Source organism: Fictibacillus solisalsi (genome assembly GCF_900103485.1).
GTDB lineage: Bacteria > Bacillota > Bacilli > Bacillales > Fictibacillaceae > Fictibacillus_C > Fictibacillus_C solisalsi.
In genome coordinates, this window is sequence record NZ_FNHW01000006.1 from 92,297 (window position 1) to 114,244 (window position 21,948).

The window sequence follows — 21,948 nt, forward strand, 5'->3', positions numbered from 1 at the left end:
TGAAATGAAAAAAGAAAATGCCGAAGTGCTGGCATTTTCTTTTTCGTGGTCGTTTAATCCGTCAGTTGCCCCTGGTTCAGGATGCTGTCTTTGACAACAGAGGTATGCGGTCCTTTGATGTTCAGCTTGAAGCTTGGCGCAAAGGTGGACTTGTGATCCTCAAAGAACCCACGGTTGGTCATGTAGCTTGTGACTACGGCGTTGTCGCTGTTCTTCTGAGGAATAACATAATGGGCATAGTTCCATGTAATATCATTTGGATCAAGGTCTTGGTGAAGGACTATTCCTGTTTTGTTTAACGGCTTGAAGGGGCCGTCCAGGGAGTTGGCAACATATCCAAGCATGTAAATGTCTTTATTATCGATGCCGTCAATGGTCATTTTGGATCCGCGTGTGCTTGTAAAGAGATACCATTTGCCGTCTTTTTCAAATACGTTGGCACGTTCAATTTCATCGGTTACGGTGTTGGAAACGATCAATGGTTTCATAACTTTTTTCAACGTGTAATCGTCATTGATTTCAATGATTCCGATAGCGCCGTTTGCTTTTTCGGCTTCCTCTTTTTTCGGGCTTTGAAGCAGTTTGTTCTTTTCGTCCTGGAAGAAGGCATTGCTGTTGCCGTAGTAGGCCTGGTTGTAAAGCTGATTTTCACCCTGATAGCCTGTTTCGGTGCCGGTATTGGCTTCAAAAACAAGGTATTTATGGCCATTGTCTTCTACATAGTGCGGATCTCTTAGCGTGTGGTTGTCGTTGTAGTCACCGCCCCCAAAGGCCTTTTCCACCGTTTGGTACATTTTACTGTCTCCGCCCTCAAAGATGGACTTGTAGTCTTCCACGCCATCGATGTTTAAGGTGCTGCTGTCTTTTTCAGACACGTTAACTTGTGCGGTGGTCAGTGTTTGTTTGCCGTAATGCTTCGATTCAGGTGTGAACGGCTCACGATTGGTATAGAACAAGCGGATCTTGCCATCAGATGTGAACGTGGCAGAGCCGGACCATTCTTCGGACTGATACTTTAAGTAACGATCGTTCGCTTCATACTTATCGTTGTCATCAAACACTCGGCCGGCATTTTTCCAGGCATCAATGGAGTTGTCGCCTGCTTTTTTATAGAACATGTAGATGAACGTGTCATTGGCGTTCTTTGGGTCACCGGCAAGTCCGAATACGATGTTGTAACCTTTGTAGTTCGCCACGGTTCCGTCAGCGTTTTGCAGCGGCCACGTATCCCACACATCCATTTTGATCAGGTTGCCGTCTTTGTCATACTTTTTGGCAGAAGGGATGTTCTTGATGGAAGATGCATCGAATTTTGGAACTTCGAAGTTGGCATCTCCATGCTGGGAGATCATGTCTTTCATGTCGGAGCGGGTAATCTGCGATGTTCCATACGTTTCCTTGTAGTCTTTTGTTGCAGTTTCCGCAAAAGCCTCTGGCCCGCCTGCTCCAAAAAGGATAGCGGCGCCCAACGATACGGCTGAAGCCTTTACGGCCAGCTTTTGAAATCTCATTTTGTTTCCTCCTATAATGTTTTTTGCGGTATACCTGTCATAACCGTGCGGCAGGTGTAACTTGTTTATTACACAATGAATTATAGGGCAGGGGGGTCAGGCTTGGATATGGCACATATTGATAAGGATTTCGTCTTATATTGATATAGGAAAACCAAGTGAATCAAAAAAAGCCCCCTTTGGAGGCTTAAACCGTTATTGCGATATCGAACGTTCCCAGGATTTCTGGAATTCATGAAGCAGCTGCTCCCGAGTCAGCTTTTTTCCTACATACATTTTCATGGCGGCGCCAAATTCATCCCGTACGCCGACAGGAAATTGAAACCAGTTGGAAGAGAGGATTTTTCCTTCCTTATAATGCTGCATGATTTCGGCAGCCAGCGGACCGGGATCAGCAGGCTTAATCGTTCTAAAGGCAGGAATGAACTTGAACTTTTCCGTCATATAGGCTTTCCCCTTGGAGGATGAAACCATCCAGTTCAAGAATTTTTTGGCTTCCTTTTTCTCTTGGGGCGTGGCCTGTTGGTTAACCACCCAATAGTTTGGAACACTCACCACGATGGCGTCATTGGAAGGTTCTTCATTAATCGGAACGGGCATCAGGCCGAGCTTCATGCCGGGTGCCAGCTCATTAATCATTGGCTGAATCCAGTTTCCCTGAAGAATAATGGCCGCTTTTCCATTGGCGAAACTGTTCACTTCTGCTGTATAGTCGGTGGTCAGCGGGTTTGCCGTACCGTATTTCAAGGTAAGGTCCAGGAAATCCAGCAAATCATTAAATTTTGGATTCTTGTCAATACGTGCGGTTCCATTATTCAAACGTTGGATAAAAGTGGCCGGGTCATTCTGCATGGCAAACGCGATATTCAACAGGTGGACACCCAGCTTCCAGTCTTCATAATAACCGGTCGCAAACGGAGTAATGCCCGCTTTTTTCAATTTTTGCGCGGCAGCTGTTAGTTCACTCAATGTTCCAGGCTCCCGGGTAATGCCGGCTTTGCGGAATAACTCCTTATTGTAAATCAGTCCGTAGCCCTCGAGGTTCATCGGCATTCCGTAGATTTTTCCGTTCAATTTGATGGGGTTCAAAGCATCACCATAGGCATCCTTTACCCAGGGCTGATCGGATAAATTCTCCATGTATTTTCTCCACAGCTTTGCATTTTCGAATCCGGTGTTGGTAAAAATGTCAGGTGCTTTGCCGCTGGCCATCTCTGCTTTCAGATCAGATAAGGTATCTGCTGCACCGCCTACCGTATGAATCACGATCTTCACATTTGGATTTTTCTTTTCATAAGCCTTGGCCATTTCCTCAAACTGCGTGGAAATTTCCACCTTCGGATTTCGAATCGTCAAGGTGACGTCGGGCTTTGAGGATGTTTGCTTTTTCGTTTCCCTGTCGTCCGGGCTCTGGCAACCCGTGAGCGTCAGGCTGATCACACCGGTTAACAGGATCAAAGAAGGTTTTCTCATCTTCATTCTACTCCTGTCTTTCGCCTGTTCCGGTACTCGAACGGCGTGACACCGACAACCTTTTTGAACAGTTTGGAAAAGTATTTTTCATCCTGATACCCAAGCATGGATGAAATGGAGTAGATGCTTTCGTCCGTTTCCCTCAGCCAGTATTTGGCCTGATCCGTTTTTAATCGGGCCAGGTACTTGGACAGGGTCATGCCGGTTTCCTGCTTAAACTTTCTAGAGATATGTTCGCGGCTGAAAAAGAAACGGTTTGCGAGCTTCTCCAGCGTAATGTCTTCCATATAATAATGGTCCACGTAGGAAATGATGTCCTGCATGCGGCGGGCGGCTTCCAAATCATCAAGCCGCTGGATGGACCGGAAATTCTGTTCCTCCATTTCTTTTTGCAGTTTTGAGAAAAGCAGGGGGAGGTGGTCCAATGATTTGATTATACCGCTTACCAGCCGGACGGGTATGTCCAGGTGATGGACAAGCCATTCCTCTGCTGCGAGCCACTCTCCGGGCACTGTGATCACCAATCCGGAATTGTGCTGATGCTGTAGCTTGAAAGCATAGCCGAGCCGGCGCTCCAAAAGGTAATCAGCCAGGTCATGAAGGTGAGCGTCAGGCTGATGCATCTGATAGAACGACAGAAGAGTCACCTCATAGGTTTCCGCTTCAGGAAGGTATGGTGCTGCCAATTCCAGGTCGGCCGGTTCACCTTGACAAGCTGCAGTGATCACCTGGTTAAGCCGGAGCCGTTTGGCATCTTCAGTGAAAAGAAGCTTCTGTTGTTCTTCTTTCCAGGCGTTGGCCGCCTTTTCAAGAGTGGCGTTAAAAGCCTCTTCTTCAATCGGCTTCAGCAAATAATCAAAGCTGTTGTTCTGGATGGCTTTTCGCATAAACGCATAATCGTCATACCCGGTGATCATCACTACTTTCCCGGGATAGGAAATGCTGTTCAGCCATTCGATGAGCTCAATCCCGTTCATACCGGGCATTTTGATGTCAGTAAAGATCAATTCCGGCTCAGATGTCTCAATGATTTGCCGGGCATCATCTCCATTGCTTGCTTCTAATAGCTGAGTCACTCCATGGGCGTCCCATTGTCCCAGGTGGCGGATTATATCCCGTACATTAAATTCATCATCAGCGATTAAAACTTTCATGCCCATCCTCCTTTCCATCGGTTGGTTCTGACAGGGGGATCGATAGTTTCACAGAGAATCCTTTTCCTTGTAACGTATCAATCTCAAGACGCACGTTTGGCCCGTAATTTAACAGGAGACGGTCATATATATTTTTCAGACCGATATGTTCATTTGGGAGATCTCCGTCAACAGGGGAGGTGTAAATCGTCTTCCTTACCTCCTGAAGGGCTTCATCACACAGGGTGGGGCCGTTGTTCTCCACATAGAGGAATAAAAACTCTTGTTCCAGCGCTCCGAAAATGGACAGATGAGCCTGATGCGTTTTTTCATACGCGTGTTTAAAAAAGTTTTCCACGAGCGGCTGAAGGATCATGCTGGGGATGGTCAGCTGCATGATCTGGTCACTGAGCTCAATCGAGTAGTTTAACGAGCGGCCAAACCGCTCTTGCTGCAGGATAAGGTACGCCCTGATATAGGCCACTTCATCCTTCACCATTACCCACTGGTTTGCTTGAATGGAGTATCTCATCATTTTTGAGAGAGACGTCAGCAGCTGATAGACCCTTGGTGCCCTGGACCGCACGGCAACTGCCCCGATCGATTGGAGGGCATTGAAGAGGAAATGCGGGTTCACCTGTGATTTTAGCGCCCTGAGCTGGTTTTTCCGGTTTTCGATTTCAAGCTTATATTCACGGTCGATGTGAAGATTGATCCGGTGCATCATTTCCTGAATATGAGTCTCCAGATGGCCGATCTCGTCTTTTCTGCTCGTATCGAAGGAGACATCCATCTTTCCGCCTTCAATGGACCGGACTTTGCCGCTTAGTTCCTGGATCGGACGGGTGATCCGGTAGGAGATGAAGCCGATCATTAAAAGTCCGAGCAGTCCCACACCAAGGCCGATCAAAATGTTGGTATAGGCTGTTTTCCTTACGTTGGAAAACAAGACATCACCAGGGGTGATCTTCACCAGCTTCCATCCACCGAGCGGCCCTGACAGGGTTTTAGAAAAGATAATGTTCGCCTTCGATTTAGGAGCATCCATCTTTCTTTGTAAAGAAGCAGGAACCTCTTTGCCGATGAGAGACCGATCGCTTCCGAATATCACCTGATTATTGTTATCAATCAACAGAACAGAAGCGCCGTTTTTCTGTTCTACTTTCTCAATGATGCTGGAATAGGTGCTAAGGTTGATGTCCATCGTCATGATGCCAAGGAACTTACCTGAAAGGATATCTTTGATCTTATGGTGAATCGTCAGCACGCTTGTATTATCGGATTGTGGAACAATGGCTACATTATTATAGTTTTTCAGTGGATGTGGCGGTTCAATGATGTACGTTTGCTTGGAGTGAAGCAAGTGTTGAACAGGCTTTTCCTTTAGGACGTCCGGCTTGTGTTTCCGTGTGCTGACAATCGCGTTGTAAACGGTGAACGACTCCTTATCCCTGGCGATGTAAAAACGGAGCTGGCGGATTTCCTTTCGCATCAGGTAAAAGGTCTCCAGGCTTTTTTCCATGGAAGACTGATCCAGGTAGATGGAATCCTTGAATCCATGCTGAAAAATCCGGAACAAATCAGGATTGCGGTACAGGATATACGGCAGGTCCACCAGATCACCAAAGTACTGCTGAAGTTCCTCCGCGTTTTTCTGCATTTGCGCCCTGCTGTTTTCCAATTCATGCTTCTCTACGCTATTTTTAGTTACTCCATAGAGGATAAGAACCGTTAAGAAATAAGGGATAAGGATAAAAAGAACAAGCATCAGCAGCAGGCGGCCCCGAATGGTCTTCATGCGTGCCCTCCTTTCATATAAAGGCGGGGGGTGTTTTTCTGTATGTATGTCCAACATATACTTCGCTACTTTGAAAAGATTTACGCTGATACATAATTTACCCATTTTATAAATCAACGATTCTCTCATTATATTGGTGACTGATGCGCAAAAAGAGGTGGGGTGGAAAAACAAAAAAGCTGCTTCCTTAAAGGAAACAGCCTTCTAGTGGCTTTAAGCACCCGAATCGGTGATCTTCTTCGATTTAAGCTTCATATTAACAAAAATGATACTGACTACGATAAACAACAACCCAACTACTAAATTCAGGGTGATGCTTTCATGCAGCAAAAACGAGCTGCAAAGGATGGCAATGAGCGGGATCAGGAAGGTAAAGGATCCGACCTTGCTCGCTTCACCGGAACCAACCAGTGTAAAAAAGGCAAGCCAGCCAAAGGCGATCACAAAGGTAGAAATGAAAGCTAGATTTATGATAAATGGTGTTTCCCATTTGATCATTGACCAGCTTTCAAACCCGGTGCCTGCGCCTAATAGGAAGATCCCTCCGATAAGCAGTTGTATGGTAACCATCCAGATCGCATCCACCCGGTCACCGGCCTTTTTCACATAAACCGTGCCAAGTCCCCAGCCAATGGCGGAGCCAAGCGCAAGTATGATGCCTATTACTGAAATCTCTCCCGTAAATCCACTGGCGCTGATGATTGCCACACCTGCAAAGCCGAGGAACAACCCGATTATTTTTAAACCGTACATCGATTCCCCGAGCCAAATCCAACAGAAAATCCCAAGCAGCACAGGCTCAACGAAAACAATGGCGGAGAACAACCCTGCCGGGGCGTATCCGAGGCCTAACGTCTGAAGCCCGTAAAAAAGGATGATGTTAAAAAAAGCGGAAATAAAATAAAAGTGCCATGTTTCTTTAAAACGAAGCTTCTTCAACCGTGGAAGTGCGAAAAGAAGTAAGATAAGACCGCCCAAAATCGTTCTGATTCCTGCAAATAATAATGGGGGTGTGTAATTAAGGGCCATTTTGGATAACGGCCAATTGATCCCCCATAGAATCACAAGGAATGTAAGCAGAAAGGCGGTTTGTGCTCGTGAAAGTTGTTTCATCGCTGTGCCTCCTTGACCTATACCTAACACATATTACGCCTATCAAAATAAATCACAAGTTAAATGCTCGATCCTCGATTGCCTTCAACATTTCCCGAGAAATATCTACAGCTTTTTCGTGGATATCGACAGAAGTAGAACAGGACCGTTCTGTTCTGCTGTAAAGTTATCCGACATACATTAGTACAAATAGCAACGCATCAATAAGGAGGGCTAAGAATGGACATTATCAATGATTTTGCTCCGTATGTTGGGTTAGCCGTCATTTTGTATGCCATCCGTCAGACTTCAAAGGTATCAAACCGCTATATCCCGATTGTGGCGATTGTTCTTGGCGTACTTTATTCCTTCTGGGAATCGGGCGTATCGCCGCATACGACATTGGTTGGGTTAAAGTACGCATTACTTGGCATTGGGACAGTGGCCGGTGTAAAATATTTTATAGAGTCATCGGCTAAAAAATAACATTCACGAAACCGCACATAAGTCGCCGGGGATTTCCCGGCGGCTTTTTTGTGTTGTGGGCAGCGTCTTGTAATTTTTTTGTCGAAAACAAGGAGATAAGGCGAGAGTTTCCGAATTTAATAATATAGGTACTATCGACTAGACAGAATTTGGGGATGAGGGTTATAAGGCTGAAAGTACGGGAATATCCAAAGTATGGTATGCCGCGAGTAGGCGATTATGAAGGGGGATTCTAATGAGTGTAAACAAAGCCAGGTATGACAGTTATCGTTCTGAACTTGATGCGGTAATTAAGAATATAGAGCACGTAATTGTTGGAAAGAAGCAGATTTCTGAGTTGAGCCTTGTTGCCCTTCTTGCCGGCGGGCATGTGCTGCTCGAAGACGTACCGGGTGTTGGTAAGACGATGATGGTGCGTGCAATTGCGAAATCCCTTGGACTGCAGTTTAACCGGATTCAGTTTACCCCGGATCTGTTGCCTTCTGATATTACTGGTGTTTCCATCTTTAATCAGAAAGAAATGAATTTTGAATTCCGGCCCGGCCCGTTGATGGGCAATGTTGTTCTGGCCGATGAAATCAACCGTACCTCACCAAAGACACAGTCCGCTCTGCTTGAGTCCATGGAAGAGAAAAGCGTAACGATCGATGGCCACACTCATATCCTTCCCAACCCTTTCTTTGTGATGGCTACTCAGAACCCGATTGAATATGAAGGAACCTATCCGCTTCCTGAAGCCCAATTGGACCGTTTTCTCCTGAAGCTCAACATGGGCTATCCCACTCCAGACGAAGAAATGTCCATACTCAACCTGATGATTCATCACCATCCCATTGATAACCTGAAGCCCGTTGTTACCTCCGGGCAGCTGCAGGAGATGAAACAAAAAGTAACGGAAGTCTATGTGGACGACACCGTTAAAAAATACATTATTGATCTGGTCAATCGTACACGGAACCACCGCTCCATTTACCTCGGAGCAAGCCCGCGCGGATCGCTTGCCCTCATGAAGGCTTCCCAGGCGCTGGCGTTTATTATGGACCGCGATTTTGTGGTGCCGGACGATGTGAAATATCTCGCACCGTACGTACTGACCCACCGGATTCTTTTAAAACCGGAAGCGAGGTTTGAAGGGGAGTCAGCACAGTCTGTCGTTATGGAACTCTTAAATCGTGTCCCTGTACCGATTCAGAAAGACCAGCATGCCAGATGAAACGGTTAACATGGAAACTGGGCAGCAAGTACAAAACTCCACTTGGCCTGACCGGCATCATGGTCCTGCTTGGAATGCTTTTTTCATACGCCATGTTCCAGGGAGGATTTGTAAGCTGGTTTCTGTTTTACAGCATGCTTCCGTTTGTGGCGTATACCATCACCATGGTATTCTATCCGCTTCATAAAATTGAAATCACCCGGACGCTGAACAAGGAGCTTATGATGGCGGGAGAGGAACTGGTGGTAACGATTGAACTGAAACGCAAGACGCCATTTCCGTTGTTCTATCTGATCATTCATGATGAAATTCCCGCTCCTTTATATAATGAAGCTCTGCATGACGGGGAGGAGGACCAGATTCATTCCCGCGTGCTGTTTTTTCCGTTGTTTAAGAAGAGGCTGGTATATCTATACCGAATTAAGCCGGTACCACGGGGCATTTATGAGCTGAACAGCGTTTCGCTTCGGACCGGGGATGTATTTGGTTTTGTTCAAAAGGAAATAAAGGTCCATCTTAGCGACCGGGTTTTTATCTATCCCCGTTATCAGGAAATTGAGCATCTGGAGATGGATAAACACCTCCAAAACGGCGTTCAAAAGTCAGGAAGAAATTCAATGACCGATTATACGTCAAGCGTGAGCGTCAGGGATTATGTGCAGGGTGACCGCCTGTCCTGGCTGCATTGGAAGGCAAGCGCACGCTCCAATAAATTGGTCACAAAGGTGTTCGAACACCAGCGCAACAACGATTATGTCATCGTTCTCGACCAGTCCGCGCTCAGCTATAAAAATAACGACCTGCTTTTTGAAAAGGCCGTTTCGTTTGCTGCCTCCATCACCCATTATTCGGTGCAAAATGGAGCTTCACTCGGCCTTCACAGCAGCGGCAGCAGGCAGCGGGTGCCGATGAATACCGGTACCGACCATGAATGGCGGATTTTTCATGAGCTGGCAGGGGTCCAGCCCCGTCTTCAGGAGCCTTTTTACGAATGGCTCAGGCGTGAATTCACAGAAGGCCGGCTGGAGAGCCGCACGGTTGTGGTCATATCCCCGCTGCTGGATGATGTGATGATGAAGACCCTGGAAGTGGTTTCGGCCCGACAGGCAAATATGATTTTCTTTTACATGTCACCGAATGACAGACTTCATCCGCAGGAATTGTCCTATATTCACCGTTTAAACAATGGGTTAATTCCGACCACAGCCATTTATGGGCCACATTTCAATGAGGCGTTAAAGGCAGGTGCAAATCGTGCAAGCATTTAAGGAAAAACGGCCGTCGGCGCTTTATTCTCTTGTGCTTTATTTTCTGGGTTTCATGCTTTTGTGGGAGTGGCTCCGGCCGCTAAACCAGATTTCATCAACTGAAGACACTCACGTTTTTGTGGTGTTTACGGCGTTTTTGTTTTTGATCACCTATTTTCAATTGCGGTTGTGGATCTCGTTTCCCATCAAATTCGTTGCCCTTTTGTATGCCCTTCACTCCCTCTACTATCCTGATCTGTTTCTTTCCTTTCAATGGGTTCCACATCTGCTGGGAGATATCCAAGCCAACATGGGAATGATCTGGAGCCGGAGCTGGACTGAATTATCCTCGGTCACCCGGTCACTGCTGTTCCTCATTTTGCTTTGGCTGGTTAGCTATCTTATGAATTACTGGCTCACGCAGACAAAGCGCATTTTTCTGTTTTTGTTCATGACCGTACTCTATATTACGGTTCTAGACACGTTCACTCCGTATGATGCCAAGGTCGCGATTGTCCGTACAGTATTTATAGGGCTTATTCTCGTGGGAATTCTCCGGATCACGAAGATTGTAGAGAAAGAAGGATTTTCCCTGATGAAAGGCCGCTTTCCTGTAATGTGGATGGTGCCGCTGTCAGTGGTTATCGCCCTGTCGTCCACATTGGGGCTGCTCGCTCCAAAAGCGTCTCCGCAATGGCCGGATCCTGTACCATTTCTTTCTGCATTGAACAACTCGGATGAGGAAATTCCGGGAGATGGCAACTCGTTTGGGCGTATCGGCTACGGCACCAATGACAGCCGGCTGGGCGGTCCGTTCAAGTTTAATTATGATGAAGTGTTTACGGCCAAAGTGAAAGAGCGGCATTACTGGCGGGTGGAAACGAAGGATACGTATACCGGAAAAGGATGGGAGAGCTCCGAACGGGATGAACCGTTGTTCCTGAACCGGGATCATGTGGAGTACAACGCACTGGGCTCTAACCTGATTGAACCGGGCGGAGCCGAAATGGAAAAGCAAAAAGCCTCCATTAAGATGACCAAACGATATCCGTTTATCGTGTCCCCCGGCGTGATTACTTCGCTTCGTGCCAGAGACGATGTGAATTTTCTGATGCATCCCCAAACTGGAAAAATCAATACGTTCAGCCAGAACCGCTCGACCGAGCTCAAAAGCTACCAGATGGATTATGAACTGCCGCAGTATGATGAAAAGAAGCTGCGGGAAAGCGGGGGAGATTACCCGAGGTATGTTTCCGGCCTTTATCTGCAGCTGCCGGCCGAACTGCCAAAACGTGTGAAGCAGCTTGCCGCGAAGGTGACCGGGAAGTTGGATAATCCGTACGATAAGGCAAAGGCTGTCGAAAATTATTTTGCTCTCAACAACTATGGTTACGATACGGTAAACGTGCGGGCACCAAAAAGAGATGAGGATTACGTGGACCAATTTTTGTTCAAGGCACAAAAAGGCTACTGTGATAACTTTTCTTCTGCCATGGTGGTCATGCTGCGGTCAGTAGGCATACCGGCCCGCTGGGTAAAAGGATTTACGTATGGTGATTACCAGGAAACGAATAAAGAATACAAAACCTACAAAATCACCAATGCCAATGCCCACTCGTGGCCGGAAGTATATTTTTCAGGAGTAGGCTGGGTGCCGTTTGAACCGACCCGTGGTTTTTCCAACCCGAGTTCATTTGAAGAGGAAATTCAGAGCGCTGCCGCTCCTGCTGCTCCTGCTGTTCCAAAAGATAAGAAAAAGAACGAGATTAAACCGAAACAAAAAGAACAGGGATTGGATAAAGCGGCAAAGAAAAGCGACGCCGGCGTGAACATTGCCGGTTTTGTGGCACTGTTCCTTGTGTTGGCCGCTGTGCCAATCGTTGCTTTATTCCGTAAAAAATGGCTGCGCCAGTATTACATCTGGAAGTTCCGCCGGCAAAGAGGGACGGGAACCTTTGCAGAAGCGTATCACCGTCTTCTTTATCTGACTCAGCTGTACGGTTTAAAGCGCGACCCGGCTTTCACGTTAAGGGAATATGCCGCCTATGTTGACCGTTCCCTTGATACGAAGGATATGAAAGTCCTGACATCTGCGTATGAATCGCTGCAATACGGAAGGCGGGACAGCACGGATTACTGGAACGATACGAACCGCAAATTGTGGGAAAATTTAATTAAAAGGCTGCGGGGTTGACCGCCTGACAAGCCATTGTTAGAATGTGCTTAAGATATTATGCCGTATATATGATTTACCTTCGTATATCCTCGATAATAAGGATCGAGAGTCTCTACCGGGCTGCCGTAAATGGCCTGACTATGAAGGCAGGGTTCTTGATGTATAAGCCGGAATTCTGCCTTTGTTTTTTTTGCTGAAAAAACAGAGTCGGGATTCCGGTTTTTTTATAGGCAAAAGGATATGCAGGGGTAAATAATGCAAATACTACGGAAAGATCAATAGATGGGGTGACAGAATGAATTTAGCCAATGAGATGATTGTCGTTTTAGATTTTGGGGGCCAATACAATCAGCTGATCGCAAGACGTATTCGTGATCTTGGCGTATACAGCGAACTGCTTCCGCACACAACCACTGCAGAGGAAATCAAAAAGCTGAATCCGAAGGGAATCATTTTCTCCGGCGGGCCGAACAGCGTTTATGCAGAAAACTCGCCGTCCGCGGATGAAGCCATTTTTGACCTGGGAATTCCGGTTCTCGGAATTTGCTACGGTATGCAGCTGATGAGCCACCACTTTGGCGGAAAAGTTGAACGCGCCAATCACCGTGAGTACGGAAAAGCAGAAATTACGATTGTTAACCAGTCCAAGCTGTATCAGGATCTTCCGGAACAGCAAGTCGTGTGGATGAGCCACAGTGACCTTGTTCTTGCGCCACCGCAGGGGTTCGTTACCGATGTAACAAGCATATCCTGCCCGGTTGCCGGAATGAGCGATGTTTCCCGCCATCTGTATGGGGTGCAGTTCCACCCGGAAGTGCGCCACAGCGAATATGGCAACGAACTGCTTCGTAACTTCATTTTCTCGATCTGTGAATGCGAAGGCAACTGGACGATGGAAAACTGGATTGAGGACGAGCTTCAAAAGATACGCGATATTGTTGGTGACAAGCGTGTTCTTTGTGCGCTTTCCGGCGGAGTGGATTCTTCCGTTGTTGCGGTGTTGATTCATAAAGCAATCGGTGACCAGCTGACGTGTATTTTTGTGGACCACGGCCTCCTTCGAAAAGGGGAAGCGGATAGTGTTATGAAAACGTTCAGTGAAGGTTTCCACATGAACGTCATCAAGGTTGATGCCAAGGACCGTTTCCTAGGCAAGCTGAAAGGTGTTTCCGACCCTGAGAAAAAACGTAAAATCATTGGTAATGAATTCATTTATGTATTTGATGAAGAAGCAAGCAAACTTAAAGGTGTGGACTATCTTGCCCAAGGCACACTGTACACCGATATCGTGGAAAGCGGAACGGCTACGGCACAAACGATCAAGTCTCACCACAACGTTGGCGGGCTTCCGGAAGATATGCAATTTACATTGATCGAACCATTGAATACCCTCTTTAAAGATGAAGTCCGAAAAGTGGGTACAGAGCTTGGAATTCCTGATGCCATTGTTTGGCGCCAGCCCTTCCCTGGACCTGGTCTTGGTATCCGTGTTCTTGGTGAGATTACGGATGAGAAGCTTGAAATCGTGCGCGAGTCCGACTTTATTTTGCGTGACGAGATCGCCAAAGCTGGCCTTGAGCGTGATGTATGGCAGTACTTTACCGTTCTTCCGGACATTCGCAGCGTAGGCGTTATGGGAGACATGAGAACGTACGATTACACGATCGGTATTCGAGCTGTAACATCTATTGATGGAATGACGTCTGACTGGGCGCGTATTCCGTATGAAGTGCTCGAGAAGATTTCCACACGCATTGTAAACGAAGTAGACCACATCAACCGCGTGGTGTATGACATTACGTCCAAGCCACCGGCAACGATCGAGTGGGAATAACAGCAAAATACGAACGTTAGATAATCTTACCAGAAAAATATTCGGAAATAGATTGACGAAACGTGTAGCAATTTGTATAATTTCCATGTAAACAGTATAAAAGTCACAGGATCGAAGCTATTGACCGCTTTTAACCGTGATGCTTAAGTCATTCGTATAAATTTGGGAATATGGCCCAAAAGTTTCTACCAGGCTGCCGTAAATGGCCTGACTACGAAGGTACATGGAATTATATATCAGATTTGCAGCAGCTGCAGCAGGTTTGTCATATCTTCTTCCATTCCCTTTGTATGTTAGCTCAAGGCAGAAACAAACGCCTTGAGCTTTTTTGTTTTTTCATTCTAGTGAAATCAGGGGGATTTACATGAAGAACTACTTCAACTTCGACAAACACGGTACCACGTACCGCAAAGAATTTATCGCAGGACTGACAACCTTCCTGTCCATGGCGTATATCCTTTTTATCAACCCGTCTGTATTGGGTGAAACAGGAATGGACAAGGGCGCCGTGTTTACAGCAACAGCGCTGGCTGCGGCATATGGAACGTTATTTATGGGACTTGTGGCCAAGTATCCGATTGCACTGGCACCCGGAATGGGACTGAACGCGTTCTTTACGTTTTCCGTCGTGCTTGGCATGGGGATTCCTTGGCAGACCGCTCTTTCTGGTGTTTTGTTATCCGGACTTATTTTTATTGCGATTACCATTTTTAAAATTCGTGAAACAATCATTAACGCGATTCCGGTTGAACTGAAATACGCTACCGCGTGCGGAATCGGTTTGTTCATTGCCTTTATCGGTTTAAAGAGTGCAGGGATTGTCGTATCCAATGAAGCAACATTCGTAGGGCTTGGCCACTTGACGAAGCCGGATACACTTCTTGCGATTTTCGGATTCATCGTAACCATTTTGATGGTAGTGCGCGGTGTGCGCGGCGGAATTTTCTACGGAATGGTGATCACCGCTGTTGTGGGGATGATCTTCGGACTGATCGATGCACCTTCCAAAATTGTAGGTTCTGTTCCAAGTCTTGCGCCAACCTTTGGCGAAGCATTCACGAACTTCGATAAAGTCTTTACGCCGCATATCATTGTCGTTGTATTAACGTTCTTCTTCGTTGATTTCTTTGATACAGCTGGAACGATCATGGCAGTAGCGAGCCAGGCCGGAATCATGAAAGACAACAAGCTTCCGCGTGCCGGACGTGCGTTGTTGGCGGATTCCTCTGCAATTGTGGTTGGTGCAACCCTTGGTACATCATCCACCACTGCTTACATCGAGTCAGCTTCTGGCGTTGCAGCAGGCGGACGGACAGGTTTTACTTCGGTTGTAACGGGTTTGTTCCTGTTATTAGCGTTGTTTTTCTCACCGCTGTTGGTAGTAGTCACGCCAGCGGTAACCGCTCCGGCTTTGATTGTGGTCGGTGTGCTCATGGTTGGTGTGCTTGGCAAGATTGAATGGGAAAAGCTTGAGATTGCTGTACCCGCATTCTTGACGATCATTGCGATGCCGCTCACCTATTCAATTGCCACAGGAATCGCGCTCGGGTTCGTCATGTACCCGGTAACGATGCTTGTAAAAGGCCGCGCCAAAGAAATTCACCCGATTATGTATGTATTATTTGTCATCTTCGTTTGTTACTTTGCCTTCTTGGTGGAGTAGGAAGACGGAGAAAAATCCCGGACAGGAAGTACTGTCCGGGATTTTTTTATGACTGGAAAACACTGTATTAAAAAACAGGAAATAGGGAAATAGTCACATAGTAAGCTGGATTGCTCATCTGACCTACACTTTTCCAGTTTTTTTTCTTACAATATAGAGTAGGAACTAACTAAAACTATTAAACTAGGGGACGGAAAATAAATGGATTATCGCCTTCAAGCAACGCAACAAACACCCGCCTATATTATGTACTTGCTCGACATCAGTGCCTCGATGAACCAGTTGATGGATGCGGGGAACGGCCAGGAAAAAAGACGCATCGATGTGGTGACGAGTGCACTGAATTCAGCCATCCGGCAGATGGTGTTCCGGTCAACAAAAGGAAGCCGGCTGAGCCCGCGCTATAAGGTTTCGATCCTGGCATACAGCGACAACGTTTTTGATGTGCTCGGCGGCATCAAGAGCATAGATGAGCTCGCCCGTATGAAGCCGCTCGATAACGTTCAGACTCAGCGTCTGACGAATACGGCCAAGGCGTTTTCAGCTGCTGAAAAAATTCTGCTTCAGGAACTGGACAAGATGAAGGATTGTCCGACACCTTTAATTTGCCACATGACAGACGGTGCTTATACAGGGGAGGATCCAGAGCCGATTGTGCAGCGGATTATGAATCTTTCCGTGCCGGACGGCAAAGTGCTCGTCGAAAACATTTTTATCTCGGATGAAATTTTGTCCAAGCCTATTGAGAATTCGAAAAAATGGCCCGGCATCATGTATGAAACCGTGCTGGAGGAAGACTATGGCAACAAGCTGAAGCGTCTGTCGAGCCCTCTCCCGGAAAGCTACCGTGAAATGATGATTGAAACCGGATATAAAATTGAACCGGGAGCGCTGATGATGCTGCCAGGCACGAATGCCGACCTGGTTTCGCTTGGCTTTCAAATGTCTGCCGCTACACCTGTACGATAAAAATCCAACCGGTTTGAGGTGAATTCATGTACACGTTCTACAGTGACCAAAAGAAAGAAACACCGGTATCCTCGGTGTACCGGGATCCCTTTTCGATTCGATACGGCTATGCGCGGGCAAACGAGACTCAGGAAGCAGACGATTTCGGACAGGATTTTCTCGCATTTGAAGTAAAGGAAAGAAGCCTTGTGTTTGCTGTATGCGACGGGGTCAGCCTGTCGTTTTGCGGAGATTTGGCTGCCCGTTTTTTATCCGAAGAGCTCCTTCAATGGCTGGGGAGCCGGACACCTGAAGAGTTAAAGGACGAGATTATTATCAAAGAAAAGCTGACAGAACACCTCGGTCAGCTGACGGCCAAAGGGACAGAGGCGATCCGAAGGCACCGGCTGCCGGGTTCGATGCCTCCTATCCTGAGGGAAGTTCTGGAGGAGAAACGAACGAATGGCAGTGAGACGATGTTTTTGTGCGGACGGATCGACATGGCCGATGACATCACGCATGAGGCTCATGTTTTTCTCGCTTCATCCGGAGATTTGCGGCTCAGGCTCTGGGGTCATACTGAAGAGATTTCAAATCCACATATCACTTCGGACACGAAAAAGCGCTGGTCCACTAAAGACGGCATCATTGGCGGGGAGATTCAAATCGCAACGGGAGGCATGCTCAAAGACACACGGCGGATTGCGGTTTATTCGGATGGATTTGCAGCGATCGATGGTTTAAAGACATTGCCTTCGACGGATCAGCTGCAGATTCTTGTGAAAAAATCGCTGCAATCCCCATTAAGTGATGATCTTTCCTTTTTGGATATCGCCTGGTAGGGAGGAAGAAGCAGTATGGAAGATATTATTTTGACATTTATACATAATGATCAGGAGCGGGATTTGCGCCTGCCCAATCATCTGGAAAGTAAAAAAATCGCCGAGGCGCTTCATGAATGGCTCGGGTTTGAGCGGGGCTGGGGAGAGGAGCCCTATGACCTGGAATATTCCTTTAACCAGAAGAACTGGTTCAGACTGGAGAAAAAGAAATCGCTGAGCGAGGCAGGCATCTGGGATGGAACATTTATGCGATTTTGCCGGGAAGGGCAGTCGTCTCTGCCAAAAGAAGATGACTTTGTTGCCGATGGACATACAGAAGAGGATCAGGCCCAGGTTCAGGCTGAAAGCGGCTACGCCTGGAAAATTATTGAATAGGAGTGGACGGGATGAGAAAATCGCCGTATTTTAAACGGGCACCGCGGCTTAAGCTGGCAATGCCGTCAGGAAGAATGATCGTCCACCGCCCAAAAGCGGAACCGAGTGAACCGAAGTTTTCGTTCGAATCAATGATCATACCGATCTTTCTGACCCTCGCAACGGTCGGGATCATGTACTACATCTCAAAAACGATGTACAACAGCGCGAGCTATGCCATTTTTATGATGGCGATGAGCATTCCAATGCTGGGCTCATATATTGCGACGATTGTAATTTTTTTCAAGAAAAAGAAGACGTACCGGCTCGAAGTAGAGCAGTTGCACAACGAATATTACGAGCAGATCAAAAAGCATCATGCCGAAATTGAAGATTTAAAAAACAGGCAGTCTCAGTTTTTGCGGGACAAAGATCCGAACCCTCAAGATTGTGTGCGCAGGATTGCCGACCGCAAAAGCTCGCTCTGGGAACGGGCGTATAACTCTGAAGACTTTATGGATTTGAGGCTCGGCCTGGGTTCCCGTCCGTTTCAGATGGAGATTGAGGTACCGGCGCAGGATGGGTATGACGTGAACCCGCTGATTGCGGAGGCGCAAAAGCTGCAGGCCGAATACCGGGAGCTGCAGAATGTTCCGGTATCCATTCCGCTGCAGGAAAAGCGCGTGGTCGGCTTGGTTGGGGACCGCGGAGATATCCTTGAAATGGCCCGTGTGCTGGCCCTTCAGCTTGTTACCCACCAGTCTCCGGAAGAGGTGAAGCTCGTGACCGCTTATATGGAAAACGAGAGCGGGCAGTGGGACTGGATGAAGTGGCTTCCGCACGTGTGGGATGAAGACCGCGAGCGCCGCTATGTGGCAGAAGGAAAGCTCATGACCCAGAAGCTGTTTGAGCGGCTTTACAGTAAGCTCAATATCCGCAGGCTTGAGCAGGAGGGGAAAGACAGCAATGACGTGATCCACGTGCCGGAATATGTGTTCTTTTTGCCAAGCTTGGCGCTGCTGGAGGATGATTCCCTCCTGCCGCTCATTTTAAAGCAAGGGGATGCAATCGGTGCGTCTGCCGTGCTGCTGGCGCCGGCAAAGGAAGCGCTTCCGATGGAGTGCGAGCTCATTGTGGAAGTGCGGGACGGTGTGGCTCAGCTCTACGAGACGTTCTCCAATGATGAGGATGAAGTTGTTTATTTTACTGGTTCCGAAAAAATAGCCATTGATCATTTCTCCCTTATTGAAGCACAGAATATGTCACGAATGATTGCCCCGCTCAGGGTGAAGCAGTCTTCAGCCGGTGTGATTCCAAAAGTGCTTTCCTTCCTGGACATGTACGGGGTCAAAAAGGTGGAAGAGCTTGAAGTCATAAACAAATGGAACGAAAACCGCTATCCGGACACGCTGCCGGTTCCGATCGGTGTAAGAGAAGGGCGTAAGCCGGTTTATTTGAACATACACGACAAGATTGAAATGAAGGGGCATGGACCCCACGGATTGATGGCGGGTACGACCGGATCCGGAAAGAGTGAGGTCATCCAGTCGATGATTCTTTCGCTTGCGGCCACTTACCATCCGCATGACATGGCGTTCATGCTGATCGACTATAAAGGCGGCGGAATGTCCAACACGTTCCAAGAGCTTCCGCATGTAGTGGCCACGATCACGAACCTCGAGGATCCGAACCTGATCAACCGGGCCAAAATATCGCTTCGTGCTGAGCTTGAACGGCGGCAGAAGCTGTTTAACCGTGCGGGCAACATCCAGCATATTGATGAATACTTCAAGTCGGAGTGGAAGACGAAAGAACCGCTGCCGCATTTGTTTATTATTATTGATGAATTTGCCCAGCTGAAAAAAGACCAGCCGGAGTTCATGGACGAGCTCATTTCCATTGCTGCAATCGGACGTACGCTTGGGGTCCATCTTCTGCTGGCCACCCAAAAGCCAGCCGGTGTGGTTGACGATAAAATATGGAGTAACTCGAGGTTTCGTATCTGTCTGCGCGTGCAGGATGACAATGACAGCCGAGAAATGATCAAGATTCCGAATGCATCTAGCATCAACGTACCGGGACGTGCCTATTTTCAGGTCGGCAATAATGAAGTACTCGAATACTTCCAGTCCGCCTGGAGCGGAGCCGGCTATTATCCGGAAAGTGATGAAGAAAACAATACCATCGCTATTTCCGAAGTGAAGCTGGATGGGACGGATGAGGTGCAGAAGAAAATTAATACCGACAGTAAAACTGCGGAAAAACAAATACAGGTGCTCATCCGCTATATGAAGGAAGAAGCGGAAAAGAACGGGGTTCGGCCTCTTCCGGGACCATGGCTGCAGCCGCTGCCAGAAAGTCTGCTGATCACCCGCCTGGTGGATACGGATCACTGGACGTCAGACAGATGGAATGAAGAGGGAAAATGGATGGAGCCGGTCGCCGGAATCATTGATGACGTCGAAAACCAGGATCAATATCCGCTTCACATTGATTTGAAGGAAGGGCATCTGATGGCATTTGGCATGCCGGGAACAGGGAAAACAACGTTCCTGCAGTCTGTGCTGCTGTCGCTGTTCCATCATCACGGTCCGCGTGATCTGTATACCTATATTATTGACTTCAGCCGGCAGATGAAGGACTTTTCCCGTTTCCCGCAGGTGGGCGGTGTTGTACATGAAGAAGATAGCGAAAAAATGCAGCGCCTGTTCCGTTATTTCCTGAAGGAACTGCAAGCGCGCAAAGAGCTTTTTTCCAATGAAGGGGTAAGTTCCCTGGAAACGTACCGCAGCATCACGAAAAAATCACTGCCGGTGCTATTGCTCTGCATTGATGGCTATCACCGGTTCCGGTCTACGTTTGAGTTTGAAAATGAAAGGCTCGAAACCATCCTTCGGGAAGGGGCCACATACGGTTTACTTGTGTTTGTGACGGCGAACCAGACCAATGACATGTACGAGCGATACCGAAGCAATTTTACGTCCATGGTGGCGTTTGAGCTTGCGGATCCGACCGATTATTACTATGCGGTCGGACGGCCGAATTTTGAAGCGGTCAACCTGCCTGAGGGCCGGGGCTTTGTAAAGGGCCATAACCCGCCGCACATTTTCCAGGCGATGCTTCCTTACAAGGGCGGAAGCGAGCTTGAGAAGGTGTCCTTTATCCGCGAATTGTCAGGAAAAATGATGGAGGAAGCGAAGAATGAACGGGCCAAGCCGATCCAGCTGCTGCCGGGCGAAGTTTCGCTCAACCAGCTGCTCGATGAGTTTCCGCCAGCCGATACAAAGCTTTTGCCGTATGGTATTGATGTGGAAGATCTCGATATTCAGTCACTGGATCTGGATGACGCGGACCATGTCTTTGTGACGGGCCGTGTGGAATCGGGCAAAACATCGCTGCTTCAGTCTCTCTCCTTGTCCATGATGTTCCAGTACCGGCCGGACCAAATTGATCTCTATTTGATCGAAATGGAGCCGCAGTCCAAGGGGATCATGAGCATGGCCGGCTTTCCGCATGTCAAGGGATATGCCACTGATTTCATGCAGGCAAAGGAGCTGTTTAATGAAATCGCCGCAAAAATGGACGAGCGCAAGGCCCGCAGTCTTTCCTTCGGATGGGGAAGCGGGCAGGAGGAAAATGTCTACTCTCCGGTCGTAATTGTGATCGATGACGCAGAGAACTTCATGCAGCAGATGAACATGGATTTTGAAATCAAGGATCATCTGGAAAAGCTGACAAGGGAAGCACGTCAGAAGAACATTCACTTTATAATGGCCGGTTCACTTACGGGCATGAACAGCTATATGCATGATGCATGGTTTATGAACATCAAGAAAAAGTTCGCTGGCTTCCTGTTGGGCTCCACCTTAAGCAACGATCTGTATTTCTTTAACATGCGCCTTCCGCATGCGGAGACGGATAAGGAGCTTCCTGCAGGCGACGGATTTATTATTAAAGGAAAGCATACAAGGATTAAGGCGGCCCTTCCGTATATTACTGTGGAAGAACAGCGCCAATGGGAGTCTATAGTCCGTGATAATAACCAAGTTTTAGAAATGTAAGAGCGGTCAAGCAGGTACATGTGTACCAAATTGCATAGGAAAAAAGAACGGAAAAGAGTTTCAGATATTTCTAACTGGGTAAATGTATTGTATATTTGCCTCATAATGGAAAAAAGG

General features: G+C 47.6%; 15 protein-coding genes and 2 riboswitches. Of the genes, 10 read left to right on the top strand and 5 right to left on the bottom strand.

Annotated elements, in window-relative coordinates:
• Window positions 1–53 precede the first annotated feature (53 nt).
• From BLT53_RS22620 to BLT53_RS22640, 5 genes are all read right to left on the bottom strand, one after another.
• Window positions 54–1,511 (bottom strand): glycoside hydrolase family 68 protein, encoded by a 1,458-nt coding sequence (locus BLT53_RS22620; RefSeq protein ID WP_090239187.1) that lies wholly within the window; start codon window positions 1,509–1,511, stop codon window positions 54–56.
• Window positions 1,512–1,706: 195 nt separating this feature from the next.
• A complete protein-coding gene (locus tag BLT53_RS22625; RefSeq protein WP_244520548.1) occupies window positions 1,707–2,984 on the bottom strand; it encodes an ABC transporter substrate-binding protein in 1,278 nt (425 codons plus the stop codon).
• Between the two features lie 2 nt (window positions 2,985–2,986).
• Window positions 2,987–4,138, bottom strand: coding sequence for a response regulator (locus BLT53_RS22630; RefSeq protein ID WP_090239193.1), 1,152 nt, complete (start codon window positions 4,136–4,138; stop codon window positions 2,987–2,989).
• Entirely contained in the window at window positions 4,119–5,915 is a 1,797-nt protein-coding gene (locus tag BLT53_RS22635) for a sensor histidine kinase (RefSeq protein WP_090239196.1), read from the bottom strand. Before BLT53_RS22635 ends, BLT53_RS22630 begins: the two co-directional genes overlap by 20 nt.
• Window positions 5,916–6,128: 213 nt before the next feature.
• Window positions 6,129–7,028: a DMT family transporter gene (locus tag BLT53_RS22640; protein ID WP_090239199.1), complete on the bottom strand. Its 900-nt coding sequence runs from the start codon at window positions 7,026–7,028 to the stop codon at window positions 6,129–6,131.
• A 219-nt stretch (window positions 7,029–7,247) separates the two neighbouring features.
• Between BLT53_RS22640 and BLT53_RS22645 the strand changes: the two genes are divergently transcribed.
• The 10 genes from BLT53_RS22645 (at window position 7,248) to essC (ending at window position 21,831) form a co-directional block, all read left to right on the top strand.
• Window positions 7,248–7,493, top strand: coding sequence for a phage holin family protein (locus BLT53_RS22645; RefSeq protein WP_090239202.1), 246 nt, complete (start codon window positions 7,248–7,250; stop codon window positions 7,491–7,493).
• A gap of 235 nt (window positions 7,494–7,728) precedes the next feature.
• On the top strand, window positions 7,729–8,706 hold the full coding sequence (locus BLT53_RS22650) for an AAA family ATPase (protein WP_090239205.1): 978 nt from the start codon (window positions 7,729–7,731) through the stop codon (window positions 8,704–8,706).
• A complete protein-coding gene (locus tag BLT53_RS22655; protein WP_090239208.1) occupies window positions 8,703–9,974 on the top strand; it encodes a DUF58 domain-containing protein in 1,272 nt (423 codons plus the stop codon). The genes BLT53_RS22650 and BLT53_RS22655 overlap by 4 nt, the downstream gene beginning before the upstream one ends.
• Entirely contained in the window at window positions 9,961–12,147 is a 2,187-nt protein-coding gene (locus BLT53_RS22660) for a transglutaminase TgpA family protein (protein WP_090239211.1), read from the top strand. Before BLT53_RS22655 ends, BLT53_RS22660 begins: the two co-directional genes overlap by 14 nt.
• Before the next feature lie 41 nt (window positions 12,148–12,188).
• A riboswitch (purine riboswitch) is annotated at window positions 12,189–12,290 on the top strand.
• A gap of 134 nt (window positions 12,291–12,424) precedes the next feature.
• Window positions 12,425–13,963: a glutamine-hydrolyzing GMP synthase gene (guaA, locus tag BLT53_RS22665; RefSeq protein WP_090239214.1), complete on the top strand. Its 1,539-nt coding sequence runs from the start codon at window positions 12,425–12,427 to the stop codon at window positions 13,961–13,963.
• Between the two features lie 132 nt (window positions 13,964–14,095).
• Window positions 14,096–14,197, top strand: a riboswitch (purine riboswitch).
• Between the two features lie 130 nt (window positions 14,198–14,327).
• Complete coding sequence (locus tag BLT53_RS22670; protein ID WP_090239217.1) at window positions 14,328–15,626, top strand: NCS2 family permease; 1,299 nt, start codon at window positions 14,328–14,330, stop codon at window positions 15,624–15,626.
• 201 nt (window positions 15,627–15,827) lie between these two features.
• The gene (locus BLT53_RS22675; protein WP_090239219.1) at window positions 15,828–16,595 is read left to right on the top strand and encodes a vWA domain-containing protein; all 768 of its coding nucleotides are present in this window, start codon (window positions 15,828–15,830) and stop codon (window positions 16,593–16,595) included.
• Window positions 16,596–16,621: 26 nt separating this feature from the next.
• Entirely contained in the window at window positions 16,622–17,416 is a 795-nt protein-coding gene (locus tag BLT53_RS22680) for a hypothetical protein (protein WP_090239222.1), read from the top strand.
• A 15-nt stretch (window positions 17,417–17,431) separates the two neighbouring features.
• Window positions 17,432–17,791, top strand: coding sequence for an EsaB/YukD family protein (locus BLT53_RS22685; RefSeq protein WP_090239224.1), 360 nt, complete (start codon window positions 17,432–17,434; stop codon window positions 17,789–17,791).
• 11 nt (window positions 17,792–17,802) lie between these two features.
• Window positions 17,803–21,831 carry a type VII secretion protein EssC gene (essC, locus tag BLT53_RS22690; RefSeq protein ID WP_090239227.1) on the top strand — a complete coding sequence of 1,343 codons (4,029 nt, stop codon included), beginning with the start codon at window positions 17,803–17,805 and terminating at the stop codon, window positions 21,829–21,831.
• Window positions 21,832–21,948: the final 117 nt, after the last annotated feature.